The following is a 19,441-nucleotide window of genomic DNA, read 5'->3' on the forward strand; positions in this document are numbered from 1 at the left end:
GTCCGCATCCGTCCCCGGCCGTCGTCGTCCTGGCGCCCGTCCTCCCGGCGCTCATCCCGACTCCCCCAGCGTCCGGGGGCCCTCAGGCGTCACACCTTCGGCCCCGAGCTGCCGGGCGAGGCGCCTGAGACCCCGGTGCGCGGCGGTGCGGACGGCGCCGGGCCGTTTGCCTAGGACGCGCGCGGCGGCGGGACCGTCGAGCCCCACGACCACCCGCAGGAGTACGGCCTCGGCCTGGTCGCGGGGCAGCCCGGCGACCAGTTCCAGGGCGTACTCGGTGGACAGGGACTCCAGTGCCTGGTCGTGCGTGCTGTGGACGCCGGGCAGTTCCAGCAGATCCTGTTCGAGCGCGGTCGCCCGGGGCCGTACCCGCTGCCGGCGCAGATGGTCCAGCGCCCGGTGCCGGGCGATGGTCGCCGTCCAGCCGCGGAAGCCCGCCCCGTCCCCCCGGAAACGCCCCAGGTCCCGCGCGATCTCCAGCCACGCGTCGGACGCCACGTCCTCCGCGTCCTCCCCGACGAGCCCGCGCAGGTACCCGAGCAGCCCGGGCTGCACGATGCGGTACGCGACCGCGAACGCGGCCTCGTCCCCCTCCTGGGCCCGCCCGACGGCCACGCCCAGCTCCCCGTCGTACGCCTGCACGCGGCAGGGCTCCCCTCCCTGGCCCAACACTGTCCTCGTTCGCACCGAGTCGTCACGCATCCGCGCCATGTGCACGGCCGGCCGTGTCCACGCCCCCACGGTCATCAGCGTCGGGCCCCACAGAAATGTCACAGCCCGTCAGAAGCCCCGTCGCCCGCGCCGCGCCCCCGCAGCCCGGACCCCGCGGCACTCCCCTACGCGGACCGCCTGTCGCAGCCGGCGGCCCGGCTCGCCCGGCCGTGCACCTGGAGGTACAGCGTGCGCACGGATTCGGCCGTGCCCTCGTCGAACCGCTTCACGACCTTCCCGAGCGGGTTCCACACCCGTCCGTCGGGCATCCGCACCCCGACCGGCTGCCCGAACAGCTCCCGCTGCCCGGCGTCGAACTCGACCCACACGCCACCGGCCCGCCGGACGAACACCTCCCCGGTGTAGACGCCGAGCCCGAACAGCACGTCGTGCACCCGCCTGCGCTCGGTCCCGCCCTTCCTGACGCCGTCCACGATGAAGTCGACCACCCGGAGGCTGTCCACCGAGTAGTCCAGGGGCAGCCGGTTGCGCGCCGTGACCCGCCGCACGAACTCCGCCGCCTGCCACCGCATCCGCGCCTCGACCTCGCTCCGCTTCGCCACGAGCCCCCCTCGTATCCCCTGCGCGTCCGGCGCGCGTCTCTCGGGACCCAGCGGATCCGGGCCGCGGAACGTCACTCTCCGGACGTCTGTGCGATGCCTTACGGACACCCCTCCGAAGGCCGTGACACGCCTCCGCCGGTCAAGAGTGATGTACCGCACACCTTCCGGCGGTGCGGTTTGCCCGTCACTGTGCGCTGAAATAGAGAGCCACCTGCGTGACGGGTGGTCTTTTTGTGAGGTTCTTCTAGGGGTGGGGCATTTGAGTCGCCGTAAGACCCATGCGTACAAGCCGCTGAGCCTGAAGCGGAGGACGTGGCTGACGCTCGGCGCCGTCGTACTGGGTGGAGCGGGGGTCGTGTCGTACGCCGTCGCGAACCCGAGCGGCGGCCCGGCCGCGGACGCCGCGCGCGGCAAGCGTCCCGTGTCGGTGCACGGCCTCACGCCGACGAACGGCGGAGCCGGGGCGCGCGAACTGCCGAGGACCGGCACCGACCCCTTCTCGCTGGTCGGTGTCTCGTGGACCGGCGCCGCCGCCGAGCTCGACGGATCCGCTCAGGTGCGCACCCGCAGCAGCGAGACCGGGAAGTGGAGCGGCTGGCAGAGCCTCGACGTGGGCTTCCGTCCCGTCGACAGCGCCGAGCCGGGAGCGCAGGACGCGCGTGGCACGTCCCGGCCGCTGTGGGTCGGCGCGAGCGACGGGGTCCAGGCCCGGATCGTCGCCGCCGACGGCTCCTCGCGTGCCGGGCTGCCCAAGGGGCTCCAGGTCAATCTGGTGGACCCGGGCGTGACCGCCGCCGAGGCCGTGAGCGCCGGGACCGGTGGAGGAAGCGCCGCCGGGACGAACCGGGCGAGCGGGACCACCGGCACGGTCGACACCGGCATGCTGGACAACGCCGCCTTCGCCGAGAACCCGACCGACCCCGCCACCGCGTCACCGGCGGACTCCGCCGCACCGTCCGCCCCCGCGAGCGCGTCCGCGTCGGCCACCACGTCCGCATCCGCCGCCGCATCGGCCACCGCCTCCGCGTCTCCGACCGCGACCCCGTCCCCCGCCCCCTCCCCGCTCGCCTCGACCGTCGTCCAGCCGCCCGTCGTCCCGCGCGCCAAGTGGGGCGCGAACGAGTCGGCCGTGGCGGACGCGCCGGAGTACATCGACGGGATCGACGCGGTCTTCGTCCACCACACGGGCGGCACGAACGACTACAGCTGCGCCCAGTCGGCGTCCCTGGTGCGCGGCCTCATGGCGTACGACATCCAGGTCGCCAAGCGCAACGACCTCGGCTACAACTTCCTCGTCGACAAGTGCGGCCGGATCTTCGAGGGCCGCGCGGGCGGTATCGACCTGCCGGTGCGCGGTGAGCACACCTACGGCTTCAACGGCCGGTCGACGGGCGTCGCCGTCCTCGGTGACTTCGAGGGCGATGCGGCCGCCACGCCGGTGAAGCCCGCCGGCAGACCTTCCCGGGCCGCCGTGGAGTCGGTGGCGCGCCTCGCCGCCTGGAAGCTCGGCCAGTACGACGGCGATCCGAGCGGCTCGGTCACGCTGACCGCCGACGCCGACACCGGCAAGTACGCGGCAGGCGCCCGGGTCACGGTGAAGACCGTCGCGGGCCACAAGGACGTCGAGACGACCACGTCCCCCGGCAAGAACCTCTACGGCAAGCTCGCCGAGATCCGCCGGTACGCCTCCGGTGCCGGCCGGAACTCCGCGGCGCCCACGGCCGACTACACCGGCGACGGCGTCAGCGACCTGGTCGCCGCCACGCCCAAGCAGGGCAGCGGCTGGCTCACGCTGGTGCCCGGCGGCACCGGCGGGCCCGTCGCCGCCTCGAAGCGGAAGCTCAACCAGGGCAGTGCCGGTGTTCCCGGCGCCGCCGAGTCCGGCGACCTGTGGGGGTCCGCGACCGCCTGGGGCGACATCAACGGCGACGGCGTCGCCGACCTCGCGGTCGGTGCGCCCGGCGAGGACGACACCACGCACACGGACCGCGGCGCGGTGACGATCCTGTACGGGCCCGCGTTCGACACGGGCGCCGACACCATGGCGCTGGGCGACGACTACAACCCGAACGGCGCCAGGTTCGGGGCGACGGTCGCGGTCGGCGACTTCAACGCCGACGGCAAGGCGGACGTCTTCACGGCGGCCACCGGCACCGGCGGCAACTGGGCGGCCCGCTTCGGCGACGGCCACGAGGTCGCCGGCGACATCACCACCGTCAGCGGCGCCCTCGCCTACGCCGACGCGGCCTCCGGCGACTTCAACCGGGACGGCTACGCGGACGTCGCCCTCAACTACCGTGACGCGTCCGGCGCCGGCAAGATCACCTGGTTCAAGGGCTCCAGGACGCTCGGTCTGTCGAAGGTGTCCACGCTCACCGTCAAGGGCGGCCGCTCCGTCGCCGCGGGCGACGTGAACGGCAACGGCTACGACGACATCGTCGTCGGCCAGCCCTACGCGGGCGAGTCCGGCGGCAACTCCGGCGGCCAGGTCACGGTGGTCCCCGGCACGTCCACCGGCTTCACCGGCACCGGGCTGACGACGGTCCACCAGTCCACCTCCGGGGTGGAGGGCGCCTCCGAGTCCGGCGACGCCTTCGGCACCTCGGTCTCGGTGGGCGACGCCGACGCCGACGGCTACGCGGACGTCCTCACCGGCGCCCCGAACGAGGACGTCACCCGCGACGGCGCCAACCGGTCCAACGCGGGCTCGGTGTGGCTGCTCAAGGGCACGTCCACGGGCCTGACCGGCACCGGGTCGCTGGCCGTCTCGCAGGACACCGAAGGCGTCCCCGGTTCCACGGAGACCGACGACAAGCTGGGCTCCGCGCTCTCGCTGACCGACGTCACCGGCGACGGCTACGCCGACCTGACCGTCGGCGCCGAGGGCGAGGACACCGGCAACGGCACCCTGCTGTACGTGCCGGTCCCCGGCGGGTCCGCCGCACCGGCCCGGTCCGCGTACTACGGGCTGACCCAGCTGGGCACGGCGACGGCGGCACGACTGGGCCAGGTGCTCACGCCGTAACGCCGCGACGCCACCGCCCGGCGGCCCTCCGCGGCCGGGGCCCCGTCCTACCGGGGTCCCGTCCGCGCTGTCGCGTCCCGGCACAGCAGCCGCAGCGAGCCGTCGCCCGTGTAGCAGCGCCGGGCCTCGTCGACCGGGTCCCACAGCCGCCCGTCGGGGGTGCGGACCCAGTGGTCGCCGCCGCTCTCCCACCACTCCGCGCCGGTCTCCCGGACGAGGACCTCACCCGCGTACGCGCCGAATCCGCGCAGCACGCTCTGCACGGCGGCGTAGGGCGCCCCGTCCCGCCGTATCTCCTCGATCATCCGGTCGACGCGCCAGAGGCTCTGCGCCGAGTAGTCGAGCCGCAGCCGTGCGCCTTCACGCATCGCCGCGACCGCGTCCGCCGCCCATCGCACGGGCTTCGTGGCGGCTGAGGGCCTGGTTGCCTGCTGTGCTGTCACACTCCCAAGAGCGCGTACGCGGCGGGATTCGTCACTCCGTCCGGGCGGTTGCGGCGACACCGGCGCAGGACCGCCCCACCGTCCCCACGTCCGCCCCGGGACGGTCACAGGACCCTTGCGCCGATCGGCGTTTACACCCGGCCGCGGGCTCGCCGGGACACCACCGCGCGCAGCACGCGCCGCCCTTCCGTCGACGCGTCGAGGGCGGGCCGCAGTCCGCCGGCGCCGTGGTCCGCGAGGAGTTCCAGGACGGTGATCTGGCGTCTCAGCTCGGCCGCGACCAGCGGTGACATGCCGTCCGTTCGGCCCTCGCGGCGGGCCGACACCGGGGACGGGCCGTCGTCGGCGGCGTCCAGGAGCCGGTGGACCCGGAGGGCCGCCTCCGAACAGGCGTCGGCCCACTCGCGCAGGGCGGTGCCGGAGGGCGCCGCGGGTACGGCGTCGAGCATGCGGCGGGTGAGCAGGGCGGCCTCGTCCTCGTCGGCCGTGCCCCCTTCCGGCACGCCGGAGTCCAGCTTCGCGCGGACCCCGGCCAGCCGCTCCTCCCACGCCTCGCCGTCCACGAGGCTCGCCCAGAGCGGGCGCAGGACCTCGTCGTCACCGCCCAGCAGCGGCACGCAGCGATCCAAACAAGCCAGTCCGCTCGCGGCCAGGCCCCGCTCGTCGGCCTGAGCGACCAGGTCCACCAGGCTCATCAACGCCTCCTCGAAATCCGTCGAAGTCCCTCGACAGGGCGCCTGTGTCTCACGGAGCCCGCATTTCCCCTTACTGCGTGCGACGGCCCGGGAGTGTCACAGCGGTACCGCGCGGGCCCTGCCGGGCAGCCGGGAGAGGAGGTTTTCGGCCAGCAGCCGTGGCCGGAGCCGGAGCCGGGGCGTGGCCGAGGGGCGCCGTCAGACGCCGGCCGACGCCGGGCCCTGCCGGGCGGCCTTCAGGTCCTGCATGCGCGTCAGCCGCGGCACGACGGCGACGGCGAGCCCGGCAGCCGCCACGTCGACGACGTCCGCGGGGCGCGGTTCACAGGAAGCCGCGCGCACCTCTCCCCAGGGCTTGCTCCGGCACGCGGAAGATACGGTCCGGGAAGCGCCCGCGTCCACTCTCCGTCAGCGCAGCCCGTCCGCCAGCTTCTGGAAGTCCGCCCAGGACAACGGCGGTCTGCCGGGGTCCCACGTCTTCTGGACCATCGCCGCGAGCGGCATCCGGATCCCGGCCGCCACCTGTTCCTGCGTCTGCGACTGCGACAGGTCGCACCAGACGGCGAAGGTCCCGCCGAGGATCTGGTCGTCGTACTTGGCGGGCACCGGTGAGGTGCCGCGCAGGACGAGCGGGGTCCACTGCTCGTAGATGCGCTTGCCCGTCGGGTAGACGAAGGTCTGCGGCTCGCCGAGCACGTAGTAGAGGAACTCGTCGTTGTAGTTGATCACCTTGCGGCCTTCGCTCAGGTACTCGACCGGCGGCCGCGCGCCGATCTCCTTGCCGGTCCAGTACGCGACCTGGATGTCGTCGTCCGCCTGGACCTTGCCGCCGCGGAAGAAGCCGTCGTTCCAGGCGCGCACGGTCCGGTCGTGTCCGCGCATCAGCTCGGCGCGGTCGTTGAGCCAGCCGGTCGCCAGGTCGGCGATGCTCGCGCCGGATCCGAAGGTGTTCGCGGCGGCGGTGGCGAGCTGCGGGAAGGAGGCCGCCGGGTTGGACACCGTCAGTGCCTGGTACTCGTCGGCGCCGAGGTGCCAGTAGGCGCCGGGGAAGAGGCCGGCGTACTCGTTCAGCAGGTCGTCGACGACGTCCGCGGACGCCTGCTCGGAGATGTCGATCGCGCCGCGGGTGGCCGTGCCCTGCGCGTTGCGCAGCTGGAGGCCGGGGTGGGCGGCGATCACCGCGCCCAGGTGCCCTGGCGAGTCGATCTCGGGGACGACGGTGATGTGGCGGCTCGCCGCCAGCGCCAGGATGCTGCGGACCTCGGCCTTGGTGAGGTGCTCCTTCGACACGATCTCCGGATGCGAGTCCGACTCGATGCGGAAGCCCTGGTCGTCGGAGAAGTGCAGGCCCAGCTGGTTGTACTTGAGGTCGCCGAGTTCGCGTATCCGGTCCTCGATCCAGCGCGCCGTGAAGTGCTTGCGGGCCGTGTCGAGCATGAACCCGCGCACCGGCTTCGCTGGCTCGTCGCGCACCACGCCCTCGGGAGCCGTGCCGCCGCCGTGCACCTCCTGCTTGAGGGTGCGGGTGCCGTAGAAGACTCCGGTCTCGGTGGGCGCGGCCACGGTGACCTGCCCGTTCTTCACGGTCAGCGTGTACGACTCCGGGTTGGCGCCCTTGTCGCCCGCGCCGTTCAGGCTCAGCTGGACGTCGCCGGACCGGGGCTTGGTCTCGCCCGCGTACGACAGCTTGAGTTCCCCGGCGAGCAGCCGTCCCTCGTCCTCGAGGCCGCCGTCGTCCACCACCACGCGTCCGCTCGCCGCCGGGCGCCAGCCGGGACCGCGGGCGGGGGTGTGCTCACGGACGGCGGGGATCGTGCGGGGGGTCTGTGACAGGGCGTAGGAGCGGGACGGGGAGGGGGAGGTCGCGGCCGGGGACACCGAACCGCTCTCGGTGGGGGCCGCCGCCCCCGCCGGCCGGCCCTCGCCGGACGGCCAGAAAGCGACGGTCGCCGCGGTGGCGCCCGCCACCAGCACGCCCGCGGCGGCCAGCGCGCCGTTCTTCCCCAGGGGGCCGGTCCGGCTCGTCCGGGGCCGGCCGTGGGCCCGCCGCCTGCTCCCGCTCACCGCGTCACGCCCCACGCCTCGGCTCCCAGGGTCCACTCCACGTCACCCACCGCCTCCTACGCCTTTCCTCGTGCAGCACCCCGTACGGCTCTCTCGTACACCTCCTGCTACTCCTCCACGGTGAACCCAAGCCAACGTCTCCGCCTCCCCACCGTCCACTCGATGTGCTGAAACTCTCTCGTGCGGGTGAAATTGGGGCATCGCCCGGACAGGTCCTGACCGGCATCGATAACGTGGCAGCACTTCTGTCGCCCCCGCCGAACCACACGTGACGTCCCGAGGACGCCACCGGATCCCACCGCCGAGGACCCACGCTGCCTTCGCACCGTCTCCCACGCCTCCCCGGCCCGGTCGCCCTGCCGGAGCAGAAGGGCGCGGTCCCGTCCCCGGCCCGCCCGGAGCGGTTCAACGCGGCGCCCGCCGGCACCGTCGAGCACGCGCTCCTCACCTGCTGCCGCAGCGTGCGCTGGGCCAGACGGCTCACCGAGCACCGCCCCTACCCCGACCTGGGCGCGCTGCTCGCCGCGGCCGACGAGGCGGCGTACGACCTGACGCCCGCCGACCTCGCCGAGGCGCTGGCCGGGGAGTCCCTCACGGCACTCCCGGAAGGCGCGTACTCCGCCGCGCACACCGCGCTCGGCGCCGCCCACGCCGCGTACGAGAGCCGCTTCGGGCACATCTTCGTGATCTGTCTGGACGACCTCGCCCCGGACGAGGCCCTCGACCGGGTGCTCGCCGGGATCCGCTCCCGGCTCGCCAACGACCCCGAGGAGGAGCGCGTCCTGGCGGCCGAGGAGCTCAGGCGACTCGCCCGTGGCCGGATCGCGCGCCTTGTGCACCTGTTCGAAGAGGCCCCCGGCGCGGGCACCGTATGCCCGGAAACAGCCGGTTCGGGCCGACCTGATAGCCCGTACGTGCCTGTTTGATTGCCTGTTTGATCACACAGACGGGCCCGCTGTAAGCGTTCCGACAACTCGTCGCTACGATGGCCGGGGCCGGTGGACCGTACCCGGCCGGGCCCGTCCGACACAGAAGCCGGCGCGGCCCCAATCCCCGCTCCCGGAGGGTTCTTCCGTGCCGGCTGGAACGCTGTACCGCGGCCGGGAAGGAATGTGGTCCTGGGTGGCTCATCGAGTCACCGGCGTCCTCATCTTCTTCTTCCTGTTCGTACACGTCCTGGACACCGCTCTCGTCCGTGTCTCCCCCGAGGACTACGACAAGGTCGTGTCCACGTACAAGACCCCGATCGTCGCGCTGCTGGAGTACGGCCTCGTGGCCGCCATCCTCTTCCACGCGCTGAACGGCCTGCGTGTCATCGCCGTCGACTTCTGGTCGAAGGGCCCGCGCTACCAGAAGCAGATGCTCTGGTCCGTCGTCGGTATCTGGGTCGTGCTGATGGCCGGGGCTCTCTACCCGGTCCTCGGTCACGCATTCCGCGAAGTATTCGGGAGCTGACGCCGATGTCCACTGAGACCACCACCTCCGGTATCGGCCCCGTCGAGGGCGCGGGTGCTTCGCTGTACGGCGTCGACAACCCGGCTCCCCTGATCGAGGCCCCGCGCAAGCGGACCAGGAAGACCCCGAAGTCGACCCGCGGCAACTTCGAGATGTACGGCTGGCTCTTCATGCGCCTGTCCGGCATCGTCCTGGTCGTCCTGGTCCTCGGCCACCTGCTCATCCAGCTCGTCCTCGACGGCGGCGTCTCCAAGATCGGCTTCGCCTTCGTGGCGGGCCGCTGGGCGTCCCCCTGGTGGCAGGCCTGGGACCTGGCCATGCTGTGGCTCGCCATGCTGCACGGCGCCAACGGCCTGCGCACGGTCATCAACGACTACGCCGAGCGCACGACGTCCCGGCTGTGGCTCAAGGGCCTGCTCTACACCGCCACGGTGTTCACCATCCTGCTGGGCACGCTGGTGATCTTCACCTTCGACCCGAACATCCGCTAGGCACGGGGCTGCGAGAATCATGAAGATCCACAAGTACGACACCGTCATCGTCGGCGCCGGCGGCGCCGGCATGCGCGCCGCCATCGAGGCGACGAAGCGCAGCCGCACCGCCGTCCTGACGAAGCTCTACCCGACCCGCTCCCACACGGGCGCCGCGCAGGGCGGCATGGCCGCCGCGCTGGCCAACGTGGAGGAGGACAACTGGGAGTGGCACACCTTCGACACGGTCAAGGGCGGTGACTACCTGGTCGACCAGGACGCCGCCGAGATCCTGGCGAAGGAGGCCATCGACTCCGTCCTCGACCTGGAGAAGATGGGCCTGCCGTTCAACCGCACCCCGGACGGCACCATCGACCAGCGCCGCTTCGGCGGTCACTCGCGCAACCACGGCGAGGCCCCGGTCCGCCGGTCCTGCTACGCCGCGGACCGCACCGGCCACATGATCCTCCAGACGCTGTACCAGAACTGCGTCAAGGAGGGCGTGGAGTTCTACAACGAGTTCTACGTCCTGGACCAGCTGATCACCGAGGTCGACGGCGTCAAGCGCTCGGCGGGCGTGGTCGCGTACGAGCTGGCGACCGGCGAGATCCACGTCTTCCAGGCGAAGGCCGTGATCTACGCGTCCGGCGGCACCGGCAAGTTCTTCAAGGTGACGTCCAACGCGCACACCCTGACCGGTGACGGCCAGGCCGCCGTGTACCGCCGCGGGCTGCCGCTGGAGGACATGGAGTTCTTCCAGTTCCACCCGACCGGCATCTGGCGCATGGGCATCCTGCTGACGGAGGGCGCCCGCGGTGAGGGCGGCATCCTCCGCAACAAGGACGGCGAGCGCTTCATGGAGAAGTACGCGCCGGTCATGAAGGACCTCGCGTCCCGTGACGTCGTCTCGCGCTCCATCTACACGGAGATCCGTGAGGGCCGCGGCTGCGGCCCCGAGGGCGACCACGTCTACCTCGACCTCACGCACCTGCCGCCGGAGCAGCTCGACGCCAAGCTCCCGGACATCACGGAGTTCGCCCGTACGTACCTCGGCATCGAGCCCTACACGGACCCGATCCCGATCCAGCCCACCGCGCACTACGCCATGGGCGGCATCCCGACGAACGTCCGGGGTGAGGTCCTCGCGGACAACACCACGGTCGTCCCGGGTCTGTACGCCGCAGGCGAGGTCGCCTGCGTGTCGGTGCACGGCGCCAACCGCCTGGGCACCAACTCGCTGCTCGACATCAACGTCTTCGGCAAGCGGGCCGGTATCGCCGCCGCCGAGTACTCGGCCACGGCCGACTACGTCGAGCTGCCCGAGGACCCGGCGTCGCTGGTCGCCGCCCAGGTGGAGCGGCTGCGCGGCTCCACGGGCAACGAGCGGGTCTCCGACATCCGCCGGGAGCTCCAGGAGTGCATGGACGCCAACGTGATGGTGTTCCGCACGGAGCAGACGATCAAGACCGCGGTCGAGAAGATCGCCGAGCTGCGCGAGCGCTACCGGAACGTGTCGATCCAGGACAAGGGCAAGCGGTACAACACGGACCTCCTCGAGGCGGTCGAGCTGGGCAACCTGCTCGACCTGGCCGAGGTGATGGCCGTCTCCGCGCTCGCCCGCAAGGAGTCCCGCGGCGGCCACTACCGCGAGGACTACCCGAACCGCGACGACGTCAACTTCATGCGCCACACCATGGCGTACCGCGAGGTCGGCGACGACGGCACCGAGTCCATCCGTCTCGACTACAAGCCGGTCGTCCAGACCCGCTACCAGCCGATGGAGCGTAAGTACTGATGGCTACCCCGACCCTCGACAAGGCGGACAGCGCCGGCCAGCCCGAGGCGGGCTTCGCCGACTCCCCCTACATCACCGCCACCTTCCGGATCCGCCGGTACAACCCGGAGATCTCGGCCGAGGCGACCTGGGAAGACTTCCAGCTGGAGATCGACCCGAAGGAGCGTGTCCTCGACGCCCTCCACAAGATCAAGTGGGACCTCGACGGCACGCTGACGTTCCGCCGGTCCTGCGCGCACGGCATCTGCGGCTCGGACGCCATGCGGATCAACGGCAAGAACCGCCTCGCCTGCAAGACCCTGATCAAGGACATCAACCCCGGGAAGCCGATCACGGTCGAGGCCATAAAGGGCCTGACGGTGCTGAAGGACCTCGTGGTCGACATGGACCCGTTCTTCCAGGCGTACCGCGACGTGATGCCCTTCCTCATCACGAAGGACACGAACGAGCCGACGCGCGAGCGTCTGCAGTCCGCCGAGGACCGCGAGCGGTTCGACGACACGACGAAGTGCATCCTGTGCGCCGCGTGCACGTCGTCGTGCCCGGTGTTCTGGAACGACGGCCAGTACTTCGGTCCGGCCGCCATCGTCAACGCGCACCGCTTCATCTTCGACTCGCGTGACGAGGCGGGCGAGCAGCGCCTGGAGATCCTCAACGACAAGGACGGCGTGTGGCGCTGCCGCACGACGTTCAACTGCACGGACGCCTGCCCGCGCGGTATCGAGGTCACCAAGGCCATCCAGGAAGTCAAGCGCGCGCTGATCACGCGCCGCATCTGACCTTAGAGGCCGGGCCGAAGGCCCCGTTCCCTTCCGGGAGCGGGGCCTTCGGCGTGCCCCGCCCACCCCGTCGGACCCTGCGCCATGCCGGTGACGGGCGGGTCGGGTTGCCGGGGGAAGTACGGATGACGTTTTAGCCTGACGCCATGTCAGATGACGAGTCGTACGAGCTGCTCGGTTTCGACAATGTGGTGCTGCCCGTCGGGAGTCTCGGCGAGGCGGTGGGCTTCTACGAGCGGGCCGGGTTCCCCGTGGCCTTCCGGCTCGACGAGGCCGGGATCGCGCTGCTGAAGGTGGGCAAGGAGACGCCCGGCCTGCTGCTGCACCTGGACGAGGAGCTGAGCCACCGCCAGCCGCCGTGGGCCACACCCCGGGTGTGGCTGGAGGTGCGGGACGCGCGGGCCGCGGCCGACGCGCTCGCCGCGTCCGGCATCCAGCCCCTGGACGCGCCCTTCCCTGGGGCGACCGGCTGGACCGTGGAGATCGCCGACCCGTGGGGCAACGTCATCGGCTTCACGGATTACGGCAAGCGCCCCGAACTCGCGCGCACCGCACAGCCGTAGCCCGGAGCGGCGGTGGTCCCCACCCTGACTTGAACATGTTCAAAAGCAGGTCTACAGTCGGTCACGACAACGTTTTGAACGTGTTCAACAAGGGGTGGGGACATGGATCTCACAGTCGTCGCGTACGTCATCTACCTGCTGGTCAGCATCGCGCTGACCATCTGGGTGGCGCGGACGCTCAGCCACAACGGGCGGATCTTCCTCGCCGACGTGCTGCACGGGAACGAGAAGCTCGCCGAAGCGGTCAACCACCTCCTGGTGGTCGGCTTCTACCTGGTCAACCTGGGCTTCGTCGCCCTCTACCTGAACCAGGACGACGAGATCGCCGACGCCCGCGGGGTCTTCGAGGCCCTGTCGACCAAGCTCGGCGTGGTGCTGCTGGTCCTCGGGGTCATGCACCTGGGGAACGTGTTCGTCCTGAACAGGATCCGGCGGCGGGGCGTCATGGAGCGGGAGCAGGTGCCGCCCGTCGCGCCGCAGGGGTGGGTCGCCCCGTCGGCCGGGGTGTGAGCGCGATGCGTGCGACGGCCACCGCCGCCGGCCGGGACCGGGACGCCTCGCGCGTCCCGGTCCGCGGGCTCACGGTCCTGTACGACGCCCGGTGCCCGCTGTGCGCGTTCCTGCGCGACTGGCTGGTGAGGCAGCCGCAACTGGTGCCGCTGCGGCTGGTCCCGGCGGGATCTCAGGAGGCACGGCGCCGCTTCCCCGGGCTCGACCACCGGGTCACCCTCGATGAGATCACCGTCGTCGGGGACTCGGGACAGGTCTACCGCGGCTCCGCGGCCTGGATCGTCTGCCTGTGGGCGCTGCGCGAGCACCGGCCGCTCGCCCACCGGCTGAGCACCCCGGCCGGGGCCCGTCTCGCCAGGGGAGCGATGCTGGCCGCCGCGAAGTGGCGCCGGACGCACCGGTCCGGAGCCGACGGCTGGGGCGGCCGCGCGTACTACGGGAGCGACGGGTGGACCTACGACCCGCGGGCCGGCTGGGACTACACCCCGCCCGCCTGTGACAGCGGTGCCCGCGCCACTCGTTAGGCTCTGTTCCCGTGCCAGCACCGAACGACAGCCCCGGACCCGACGCGGCGCCCGCCCCCGGCCCCGGCCCCGGCGAGAGCGACGGGCGGAGCTCCGCCGCGGGCGCCGACCGGAGCCCGGCCAAGAGCGAGCAGACCCGCGCCCTGATCCTGGAGACGGCCCTGCGCCTCTTCCAGGAGCGGGGGTACGACAAGACGACCATGCGGGCCATCGCCAAGGAGGCCGGGGTCTCCGTCGGCAACGCCTACTACTACTTCGCCGGCAAGGAGCACCTGATCCAGGGCTTCTACGACCGGATCGGGGTCGAGCACCAGACGGCGGTGCGGCCCGTCCTGGAGCGGGAGAAGGACCTGGAGGCACGGATCGCCGGGGTGCTGAAGGCGTGGCTGGACGTGGCGGAGCCGTACCACGAGTTCGCGGCGCAGTTCTTCAAGAACGCGGCCGACCCGGACAGCCCGCTCAGCCCCTTCTCGCCCGAGTCGCAGGGCCCGCGCGAGGCGGCCATCGCCATGCACCGGCAGGTGCTCGCCGGTTCGAGGGCGAAGGTCCCGGAGGAGCTGCGGGAGGTGCTGCCGGAGCTGATGTGGCTGTCGCAGATGGGGCTCGTCCTGTACTGGGTGTTCGACCGCACGGAGGGCCGCGAACGCAGCTACCGCCTCGCCGAGCGCGGGGCCCGGCTCACCACGCGGGGTGTCTCGCTGGCCCGTTTCCGGGTGCTGCGGCCGCTCGTCCACGAGGTGCACGAGCTGTTCACGGACTTCCTGCCGGGCATGACCAGAGTGCTGCCGGACCCGGCGGCGAGGGGCCGGACGGCGGAACCCGCGGGCGAGCCTCCGACGGAGTGAGGCGGCGCCCCACCGGGGACGGACACGTGGCTTCCGCGTCCCCGGCGGGGCCTCGGCGGGCTAGGGCCTGTCGTTTGGATCAGGCTGGCTGTGACCGACGGTTCGTCCTGACCGACCCGAGCGGGGTCTGGCACGTGCAGCTGCAAGGCGGAGGAGGGAGTCGACGCGGAGCGTCGGCGACCGACGACAACGCCGCAGATGTGCGTGCCGGACCCCGCGACGCCGGCATGATCCAAACGACAGGCCCTAGTTCACGGCGTCCACCTCGTCCGACGAGGTCAGCTCCACGTCGTGCACGAGCGGCTCGCCGGTGACCACCACGTGCCGGGCGCGGGACCCGTACGAGGCGGCCGTGGCCGCAAGCAGATACGTGCCCGGGGCGGGCACCGAGACGATGTAGGAGCCGTCGGCCAGCGAGTGCACCCGGTCCAGCCGGCGCCCGCCCTTGGAGAGCAGGGTGAGGACGGCGCCGTCGACGGGCCGGCCGTCGGTGTCGCGGACCAGGCCGTGGACGACCGTCGCCGCTCCCCCGGCGGCCGGCCCGACGGGTCCCGCCTCCTCCCGCGGCTCGACCGCCAGATGCGGCAGGCGCTTGTCGATACCGGCCGGCAGCCACCAGTTCGAGCGCCCGAGCAGATGCATGGCGGCCGGCACCAGCGCCGTACGCAGGATGAAGGCGTCCAGGGCGACCGCGGCCGCCAGCCCGATGCCCGCCATCGCGCCCTCCGTGTCACCGCTCAGCACGAACGCGGAGAACACGCAGATCATGATCAGGGCGGCGCAGTTGATGACCCTGCTGGTCTCGGCGAGGCCGACCCGGACCGCGCGCGCGTTGTCCTTGGTGTGCACCCACTCCTCGTGCATCCGGCTGACCAGGAACACCTGGTAGTCCATCGAGAGGCCGAACAGGAGCGAGAGCATGATCACCGGCAGGAAGGACGTGATCGGGCCCTCCTTGCCGAAGCCGACGGCCTCCACGCCCCAGCCCCACTGGAAGACCGCGACCAGGACACCGAAGGACGCGGCGGCCGCGATCAGGTTCATCAGGGCCGCCGTCAACGGGACGACGAGGGAGCGGAAGGCGACGAGCAGCAGCAGGAAGCCGAGCGCGATGATCGTCGCGACGAAGTACGGGAGCCGGTCCCCCGTCACGGCCGCGAAGTCCTTGAAGACCGCGGTCACGCCGCCGACGTACGCCTTCGTGCCGGACTCGGGGATCACCTCGTCGCGCAGCTCGTCGATGAGCCGGTCCGTCTCCTCGGACTGCGGTGACGTGCTCGGGACGACCTGGATGACGGTGATGCCGCGCGCGGGCGGCGCCGCGGCCACCTGCTCGACCCCGTCCACCGCCTCGATGGCCGACACCAGGCCGGACGCGTCGCCGCGCTCCACGACGACCTGGAGCGGCCCGTTGAAGCCGGGTCCGAAGCCCTCGGCGAGCAGGTCGTAGGCCTGGCGGGTCGTCGTCGACGTCGGCTGGTTGCCCTGGTCGCTGGTGCCCAGGCGCAGCGACAGCACGGGGATCGCCAGCGCGGCCATCACGACCACCGCCGCCAGGGCGGTGGAGCGCGGGCGCCGCTGGACGTACGCCGACCAGCGCGCCGCGAGACCGCTCGTCTGCTCCGACTCCGGTCCCGTCTCGGCCAGCCGGCGGCGCTGACGGCGGCTGAGGACCTTCATGCCCAGCAGCCCGAGCAGCGCGGGCAGCAGGGTGACGGCCGCGAGCACGCTCAGGATGACGGTCAGCGAGGTCGCGATGACGACACCGTCCAGGAAGCGCATGTTCATCACGAGCATGCCGGCCAGGGCGATGCACACCGTGCCACCCGCGAACAGGACGGCGCGGCCGGAGGTGTTGAGGGCGGTGACCGCCGCGTCCTCGGGGGCGGCGCCGCGCAGGATGCCGCGCCGGTGCCGGGTGACGATGAACAGCGCGTAGTCGATGCCGACGCCGAGGCCGATCAGGGAGCCGAGCAGCGAGGCGACTTCGGGCACGTCGGTGACGTGGCTGAGCAGGGTCGTCGACATGAGTCCGGTGCCGACGCCCGCGATCGCGATGACGATCGGCAGCAGCATCGCGAAGAGGGCGCCGAAGGCGAGGAAGAGGACCACGGCGGCGGCCGCGATGCCGACGACCTCGGCGAAGCCGGTCGGCGGCTCCTGGATCCGGGTGATCGCCTGCCCGCCCAACTCGACGCGCAGGCCGTCGCGTTCGGCGTCCTGGGCGCGGTCGACGACGTCCTGCACCAGTTCCTTGGGTACGGCGTTCGCCTGTTCCTCGAAGGTGATCTGGGCGTAGGCGATCCTCCCGTCCTCGCTGATCTGCGCCGCGCCCCGGGAGCCTGCGTACGGGCCGGTGACCTGGCCGACGCCCTTCATCCTCCCGATCTCCTCGAGGGCGGGCCCGATACGGGACCGTACGGACGCGTCCCGCACGGTGCCGTCGTCGACCTTCCAGACCACCGTGTCGGTGTCGCCCGAGCTCTGCGGGAAGGCCTTCTCCATCAGGTCGTACGCGCGCTTGGAGTCCGTGTCCGGGAGGGAGAAGACGTTCGAGTAGTCGGTCCCCGCGGCCGAACCCGCCGCACCGAGACCGAACAAGGCCCCCACCCACAGCAACAGGACCACCAGCCGGTGCCGGTAGCACCACCGTGCCAATGTCGTCACGCTCTACGCTCCTTCATCGGGTCCCCCGGGTCCTGAACCCCAGGATCCCGTCGGACGCGCACCCGGCGACACGGCACACCCGGGACTCTCAAGGAACTCCAAAGCTTGAGCCGCCCCAACTGCCCTGTCACGCGCGGATACTGGGGGCATGACCGGTCACCAGGGAGCGTCCGCCGGGGGCCGCGAAGGCGCGACCGTCCTCGTCGTCGAGGACGAGCCGAGCATCGCGGACGTGCTGGCGATCGCCCTGCGCTACCACCGGTTCGCGGTGATGACGGCGGGCACCGTCCGCGAGGCACTGTCCCTCGCCGAGCGCACCAGGCCCGACGCGGCGCTGCTCGACGTGATGCTGCCGGACGGCGACGGCCGTGCCCTCGGCCGTGAACTGCGCTCCCGGCAACCGGACCTGGCGCTCGTCTTCCTCACCGCCCGCGACGCGCCCGCCGAGATCGTCGGCGCGCTCGGTTTCGGCGACGACTACATCACCAAGCCGTTCAACATCGACGAGGTGATCGCCCGGATCACGGCCGTACTGCGCCGGACGCGCCCCGCGGACGTGCTGCCGCAGCGCCCGCCGCTGCGCTACGGCGACCTGGAGCTGGACGAGTCGACGTACTGCGTCCACCGCGCGGGCCGCTCCGTCGAACTGACCCCGACCGAGTACGCGCTGCTGCGCTTCCTGGTCCGCAACGGCGGCCGGATCGTGCCGAAGGAACAACTCCTGCGGCACGTCTGGCAGTACGAGCACTCGCCCGCCGAGTCGACGGTCGTGGAGACCTACATCAGCTATCTGCGGCGCAAGCTCGACACCCTGGGGGCGCCCGTGATCACCACGCGGCGGGGTGTCGGATACGGACTCGCATGAGGTTTCGGCGCCCGCGGCACGGGATCCACTCGCTGCGCGTCAAGCTCACGCTGGCGAACGTGGCACTCCTCGCCCTCGGCATCGTCATCGCCACCGCCGTGAGCCTGATGGGCATGCGGCACTATCTGCTCGACCAGGTCGACGCCGAGCTGGTCAAGACGCGGTCCTCGCTGGGCGGTTCGCAGCTCACGCTGCGGCAGATCGAGTCGCTGACCGCCCTCGCGATCGTCCGGGACCGGCTTCTCCTGCCCACCGACGACTCGCCGGACCCGGACGCGATCTTCACGGCGGTGGACCGCCGGGGCCAGGCCGTCGCCCTCGGCGGTTTCGCCCCCACCGCCGGCCAGCGCGAACTGGCCGCCGCCGTGGACGATCCGCGCGCGCTCGCGGCCGATGCCGAGCCGCGCGACGTCACCGTGCACGGCGCCGCCTACCGGACCACGGGGGCGCGGCTGGCCGACGGCTCGTACGTCGTGTTCGCCACCTCCACCGACGGACTGCACAAGGGCGTCGAGAAGGCCCTCAAGCTCGATGTGGCCGTGGGGACGCTGCTGTTGGCGCTGCTCGCCGCCCTGACGATGATCAGCGTGAGCCGCCGGACGCGGCCGCTGGAGGCCATGGTGGAGACCTCGACGGCGATCGCCGAGGGGGACCTGACGCGGCGCGTGCCCTCCAGCCACCATCCGACGCAGGAGGTCGAACAGCTGAGGCTCGCCCTCAACTCCATGCTCCACCAGGTCGAGTCGGCCCACCGGACGCGGGAGCGCAGCGCGGCCCAGCTGCGCCGTTTCGTCGGGGACGCCTCGCACGAGCTGCGCACCCCGCTGTCGGCGATCCGCGGCTATCTCCAGCTGTACGACAAGGGGATGCTGCGCGCCCCCGAGGAACGCGCCCGCGCCTGGGAGCGGGTGAACGCGGAGGCCGACCGCATGAGCCGCCTGGTGGACGAACTCCTGACGCTGGCCCGCCTGGACCAGAGTCCCGAGCTGCGGTTCAGGAACGTGGACCTGAGCGCCCTGGTGCGGGACGCGGCCGAGGATCTGCGGGCCCAGCAGCCGGACCGGCCGGTGACCGTGGGCGCCGAGGGGAAGATCCTCGTGCACGCCGACGAGTCGGGGCTGCGCCAGGTGCTCGGCAACCTCGTGGGCAACGTGCGGACCCATACGCCCGCCGACGTGCCGGTGCGGATCGGGCTGGAGCGTGCGGACGGGGTCGTACGCGTGTGTGTCGCCGACCGGGGGCCGGGGCTCGCGGACGACGACGCGGCCCGCGTCTTCGACCGCTTCTTCCGCGCGGGCGGCAACGCGGGCAGCGGCCTCGGGATGGCCATCGTGCAGGGCGTGGTGGCGGCCCACGGCGGGGAGGTGGCGGTGCGCACGGCACCCGGCGAGGGGCTGGCCGTGACGGTGACGCTGCCGACGTGCTCCCACGGGCCCCGGCCGGACCGGGAGCCGGCGGGCGGCTGAC

General features: G+C 72.1%; 19 protein-coding genes. 12 read left to right on the top strand and 7 right to left on the bottom strand.

The window, feature by feature from the left end:
* Window positions 1-51: 51 nt before the first annotated feature.
* Both AC069T_RS00625 and AC069T_RS00630 read right to left on the bottom strand, forming a co-directional pair.
* Window positions 52-669, bottom strand: a complete 618-nt coding sequence (locus AC069T_RS00625; protein WP_358854367.1) for an RNA polymerase sigma factor — start codon at window positions 667-669, stop codon at window positions 52-54.
* A 167-nt stretch (window positions 670-836) separates the two neighbouring features.
* Window positions 837-1,244, bottom strand: a complete 408-nt coding sequence (locus AC069T_RS00630; protein WP_478780828.1) for a hypothetical protein — start codon at window positions 1,242-1,244, stop codon at window positions 837-839.
* A gap of 280 nt (window positions 1,245-1,524) precedes the next feature.
* Between AC069T_RS00630 and AC069T_RS00635 the strand changes: the two genes are divergently transcribed.
* Entirely contained in the window at window positions 1,525-4,299 is a 2,775-nt protein-coding gene (locus tag AC069T_RS00635; protein WP_478780641.1) for an FG-GAP-like repeat-containing protein, read from the top strand.
* 47 nt (window positions 4,300-4,346) lie between these two features.
* Here the strand turns inward: AC069T_RS00635 and AC069T_RS00640 are convergent, their stop codons facing one another.
* The 4 genes from AC069T_RS00640 to AC069T_RS00655 all read right to left on the bottom strand — a co-directional run bounded on the left by AC069T_RS00640 (window position 4,347) and on the right by AC069T_RS00655 (window position 7,444).
* Window positions 4,347-4,742 carry a hypothetical protein gene (locus tag AC069T_RS00640; protein ID WP_478780642.1) on the bottom strand — a complete coding sequence of 132 codons (396 nt, stop codon included), beginning with the start codon at window positions 4,740-4,742 and terminating at the stop codon, window positions 4,347-4,349.
* Window positions 4,743-4,873: 131 nt separating this feature from the next.
* A complete protein-coding gene (locus AC069T_RS00645) occupies window positions 4,874-5,437 on the bottom strand; it encodes a hypothetical protein (protein WP_478780643.1) in 564 nt (187 codons plus the stop codon).
* Between the two features lie 198 nt (window positions 5,438-5,635).
* Entirely contained in the window at window positions 5,636-5,779 is a 144-nt protein-coding gene (locus tag AC069T_RS00650; protein ID WP_478780644.1) for a hypothetical protein, read from the bottom strand.
* A gap of 66 nt (window positions 5,780-5,845) precedes the next feature.
* Window positions 5,846-7,444 carry a family 20 glycosylhydrolase gene (locus AC069T_RS00655; RefSeq protein ID WP_478780829.1) on the bottom strand — a complete coding sequence of 533 codons (1,599 nt, stop codon included), beginning with the start codon at window positions 7,442-7,444 and terminating at the stop codon, window positions 5,846-5,848.
* Window positions 7,445-7,815: 371 nt separating this feature from the next.
* Between AC069T_RS00655 and AC069T_RS00660 the strand changes: the two genes are divergently transcribed.
* From AC069T_RS00660 to AC069T_RS00700, 9 genes are all read left to right on the top strand, one after another.
* Window positions 7,816-8,427 carry a 2-oxo-4-hydroxy-4-carboxy-5-ureidoimidazoline decarboxylase gene (locus tag AC069T_RS00660; protein WP_478780830.1) on the top strand — a complete coding sequence of 204 codons (612 nt, stop codon included), beginning with the start codon at window positions 7,816-7,818 and terminating at the stop codon, window positions 8,425-8,427.
* Between the two features lie 148 nt (window positions 8,428-8,575).
* Window positions 8,576-8,956: a succinate dehydrogenase, cytochrome b556 subunit gene (sdhC, locus tag AC069T_RS00665; protein ID WP_121405616.1), complete on the top strand. Its 381-nt coding sequence runs from the start codon at window positions 8,576-8,578 to the stop codon at window positions 8,954-8,956.
* A gap of 5 nt (window positions 8,957-8,961) precedes the next feature.
* Complete coding sequence (locus AC069T_RS00670; RefSeq protein ID WP_358854360.1) at window positions 8,962-9,447, top strand: succinate dehydrogenase hydrophobic membrane anchor subunit; 486 nt, start codon at window positions 8,962-8,964, stop codon at window positions 9,445-9,447.
* Between the two features lie 19 nt (window positions 9,448-9,466).
* Window positions 9,467-11,221, top strand: coding sequence for a succinate dehydrogenase flavoprotein subunit (gene sdhA, locus AC069T_RS00675; RefSeq protein ID WP_358854359.1), 1,755 nt, complete (start codon window positions 9,467-9,469; stop codon window positions 11,219-11,221).
* Complete coding sequence (locus tag AC069T_RS00680; protein WP_476754472.1) at window positions 11,221-12,000, top strand: succinate dehydrogenase iron-sulfur subunit; 780 nt, start codon at window positions 11,221-11,223, stop codon at window positions 11,998-12,000. The genes sdhA and AC069T_RS00680 overlap by 1 nt, the downstream gene beginning before the upstream one ends.
* Window positions 12,001-12,146: 146 nt before the next feature.
* The gene (locus tag AC069T_RS00685; RefSeq protein WP_478780645.1) at window positions 12,147-12,563 is read left to right on the top strand and encodes a VOC family protein; all 417 of its coding nucleotides are present in this window, start codon (window positions 12,147-12,149) and stop codon (window positions 12,561-12,563) included.
* A 102-nt stretch (window positions 12,564-12,665) separates the two neighbouring features.
* Window positions 12,666-13,073 (top strand): hypothetical protein, encoded by a 408-nt coding sequence (locus tag AC069T_RS00690; protein WP_478780646.1) that lies wholly within the window; start codon window positions 12,666-12,668, stop codon window positions 13,071-13,073.
* Window positions 13,074-13,078: 5 nt separating this feature from the next.
* Window positions 13,079-13,597, top strand: a complete 519-nt coding sequence (locus AC069T_RS00695) for a thiol-disulfide oxidoreductase DCC family protein (RefSeq protein WP_478780647.1) — start codon at window positions 13,079-13,081, stop codon at window positions 13,595-13,597.
* Window positions 13,598-13,608: 11 nt separating this feature from the next.
* A complete protein-coding gene (locus AC069T_RS00700) occupies window positions 13,609-14,442 on the top strand; it encodes a TetR/AcrR family transcriptional regulator (protein ID WP_478780648.1) in 834 nt (277 codons plus the stop codon).
* Window positions 14,443-14,688: 246 nt separating this feature from the next.
* On the opposite strand, the gene AC069T_RS00705 is transcribed toward AC069T_RS00700, so the two are convergent.
* Complete coding sequence (locus AC069T_RS00705; protein ID WP_478780831.1) at window positions 14,689-17,100, bottom strand: MMPL family transporter; 2,412 nt, start codon at window positions 17,098-17,100, stop codon at window positions 14,689-14,691.
* Window positions 17,101-17,257: 157 nt separating this feature from the next.
* On the opposite strand from AC069T_RS00705, the gene AC069T_RS00710 reads away from it, so the two are divergent.
* Together AC069T_RS00710 and AC069T_RS00715 are read left to right on the top strand one after the other, a co-directional pair.
* Window positions 17,258-17,974 (top strand): response regulator transcription factor, encoded by a 717-nt coding sequence (locus tag AC069T_RS00710; protein WP_478780649.1) that lies wholly within the window; start codon window positions 17,258-17,260, stop codon window positions 17,972-17,974.
* Window positions 17,971-19,440 (top strand): sensor histidine kinase, encoded by a 1,470-nt coding sequence (locus tag AC069T_RS00715; protein WP_478780650.1) that lies wholly within the window; start codon window positions 17,971-17,973, stop codon window positions 19,438-19,440. The genes AC069T_RS00710 and AC069T_RS00715 overlap by 4 nt, the downstream gene beginning before the upstream one ends.
* Window position 19,441 lies beyond the last annotated feature (1 nt).

The organism is Streptomyces sp. NPDC043867 (genome assembly GCF_056435845.1).

Coding starts and splice junctions, on each gene's coding strand:
- AC069T_RS00630 (WP_478780828.1), bottom strand. CDS start 1,244: ATGCGGTGGCAGGCGGCGGAGTTCGTGCGGCGGGTCACGGCGCGCAAC.
- AC069T_RS00645 (WP_478780643.1), bottom strand. CDS start 5,437: ATGAGCCTGGTGGACCTGGTCGCTCAGGCCGACGAGCGGGGCCTGGCC.
- AC069T_RS00670 (WP_358854360.1), top strand. CDS start 8,962: ATGTCCACTGAGACCACCACCTCCGGTATCGGCCCCGTCGAGGGCGCG.
- sdhA (WP_358854359.1), top strand. CDS start 9,467: ATGAAGATCCACAAGTACGACACCGTCATCGTCGGCGCCGGCGGCGCC.
- AC069T_RS00680 (WP_476754472.1), top strand. CDS start 11,221: ATGGCTACCCCGACCCTCGACAAGGCGGACAGCGCCGGCCAGCCCGAG.
- AC069T_RS00685 (WP_478780645.1), top strand. CDS start 12,147: ATGTCAGATGACGAGTCGTACGAGCTGCTCGGTTTCGACAATGTGGTG.
- AC069T_RS00690 (WP_478780646.1), top strand. CDS start 12,666: ATGGATCTCACAGTCGTCGCGTACGTCATCTACCTGCTGGTCAGCATC.
- AC069T_RS00695 (WP_478780647.1), top strand. CDS start 13,079: ATGCGTGCGACGGCCACCGCCGCCGGCCGGGACCGGGACGCCTCGCGC.
- AC069T_RS00710 (WP_478780649.1), top strand. CDS start 17,258: ATGACCGGTCACCAGGGAGCGTCCGCCGGGGGCCGCGAAGGCGCGACC.
- AC069T_RS00715 (WP_478780650.1), top strand. CDS start 17,971: ATGAGGTTTCGGCGCCCGCGGCACGGGATCCACTCGCTGCGCGTCAAG.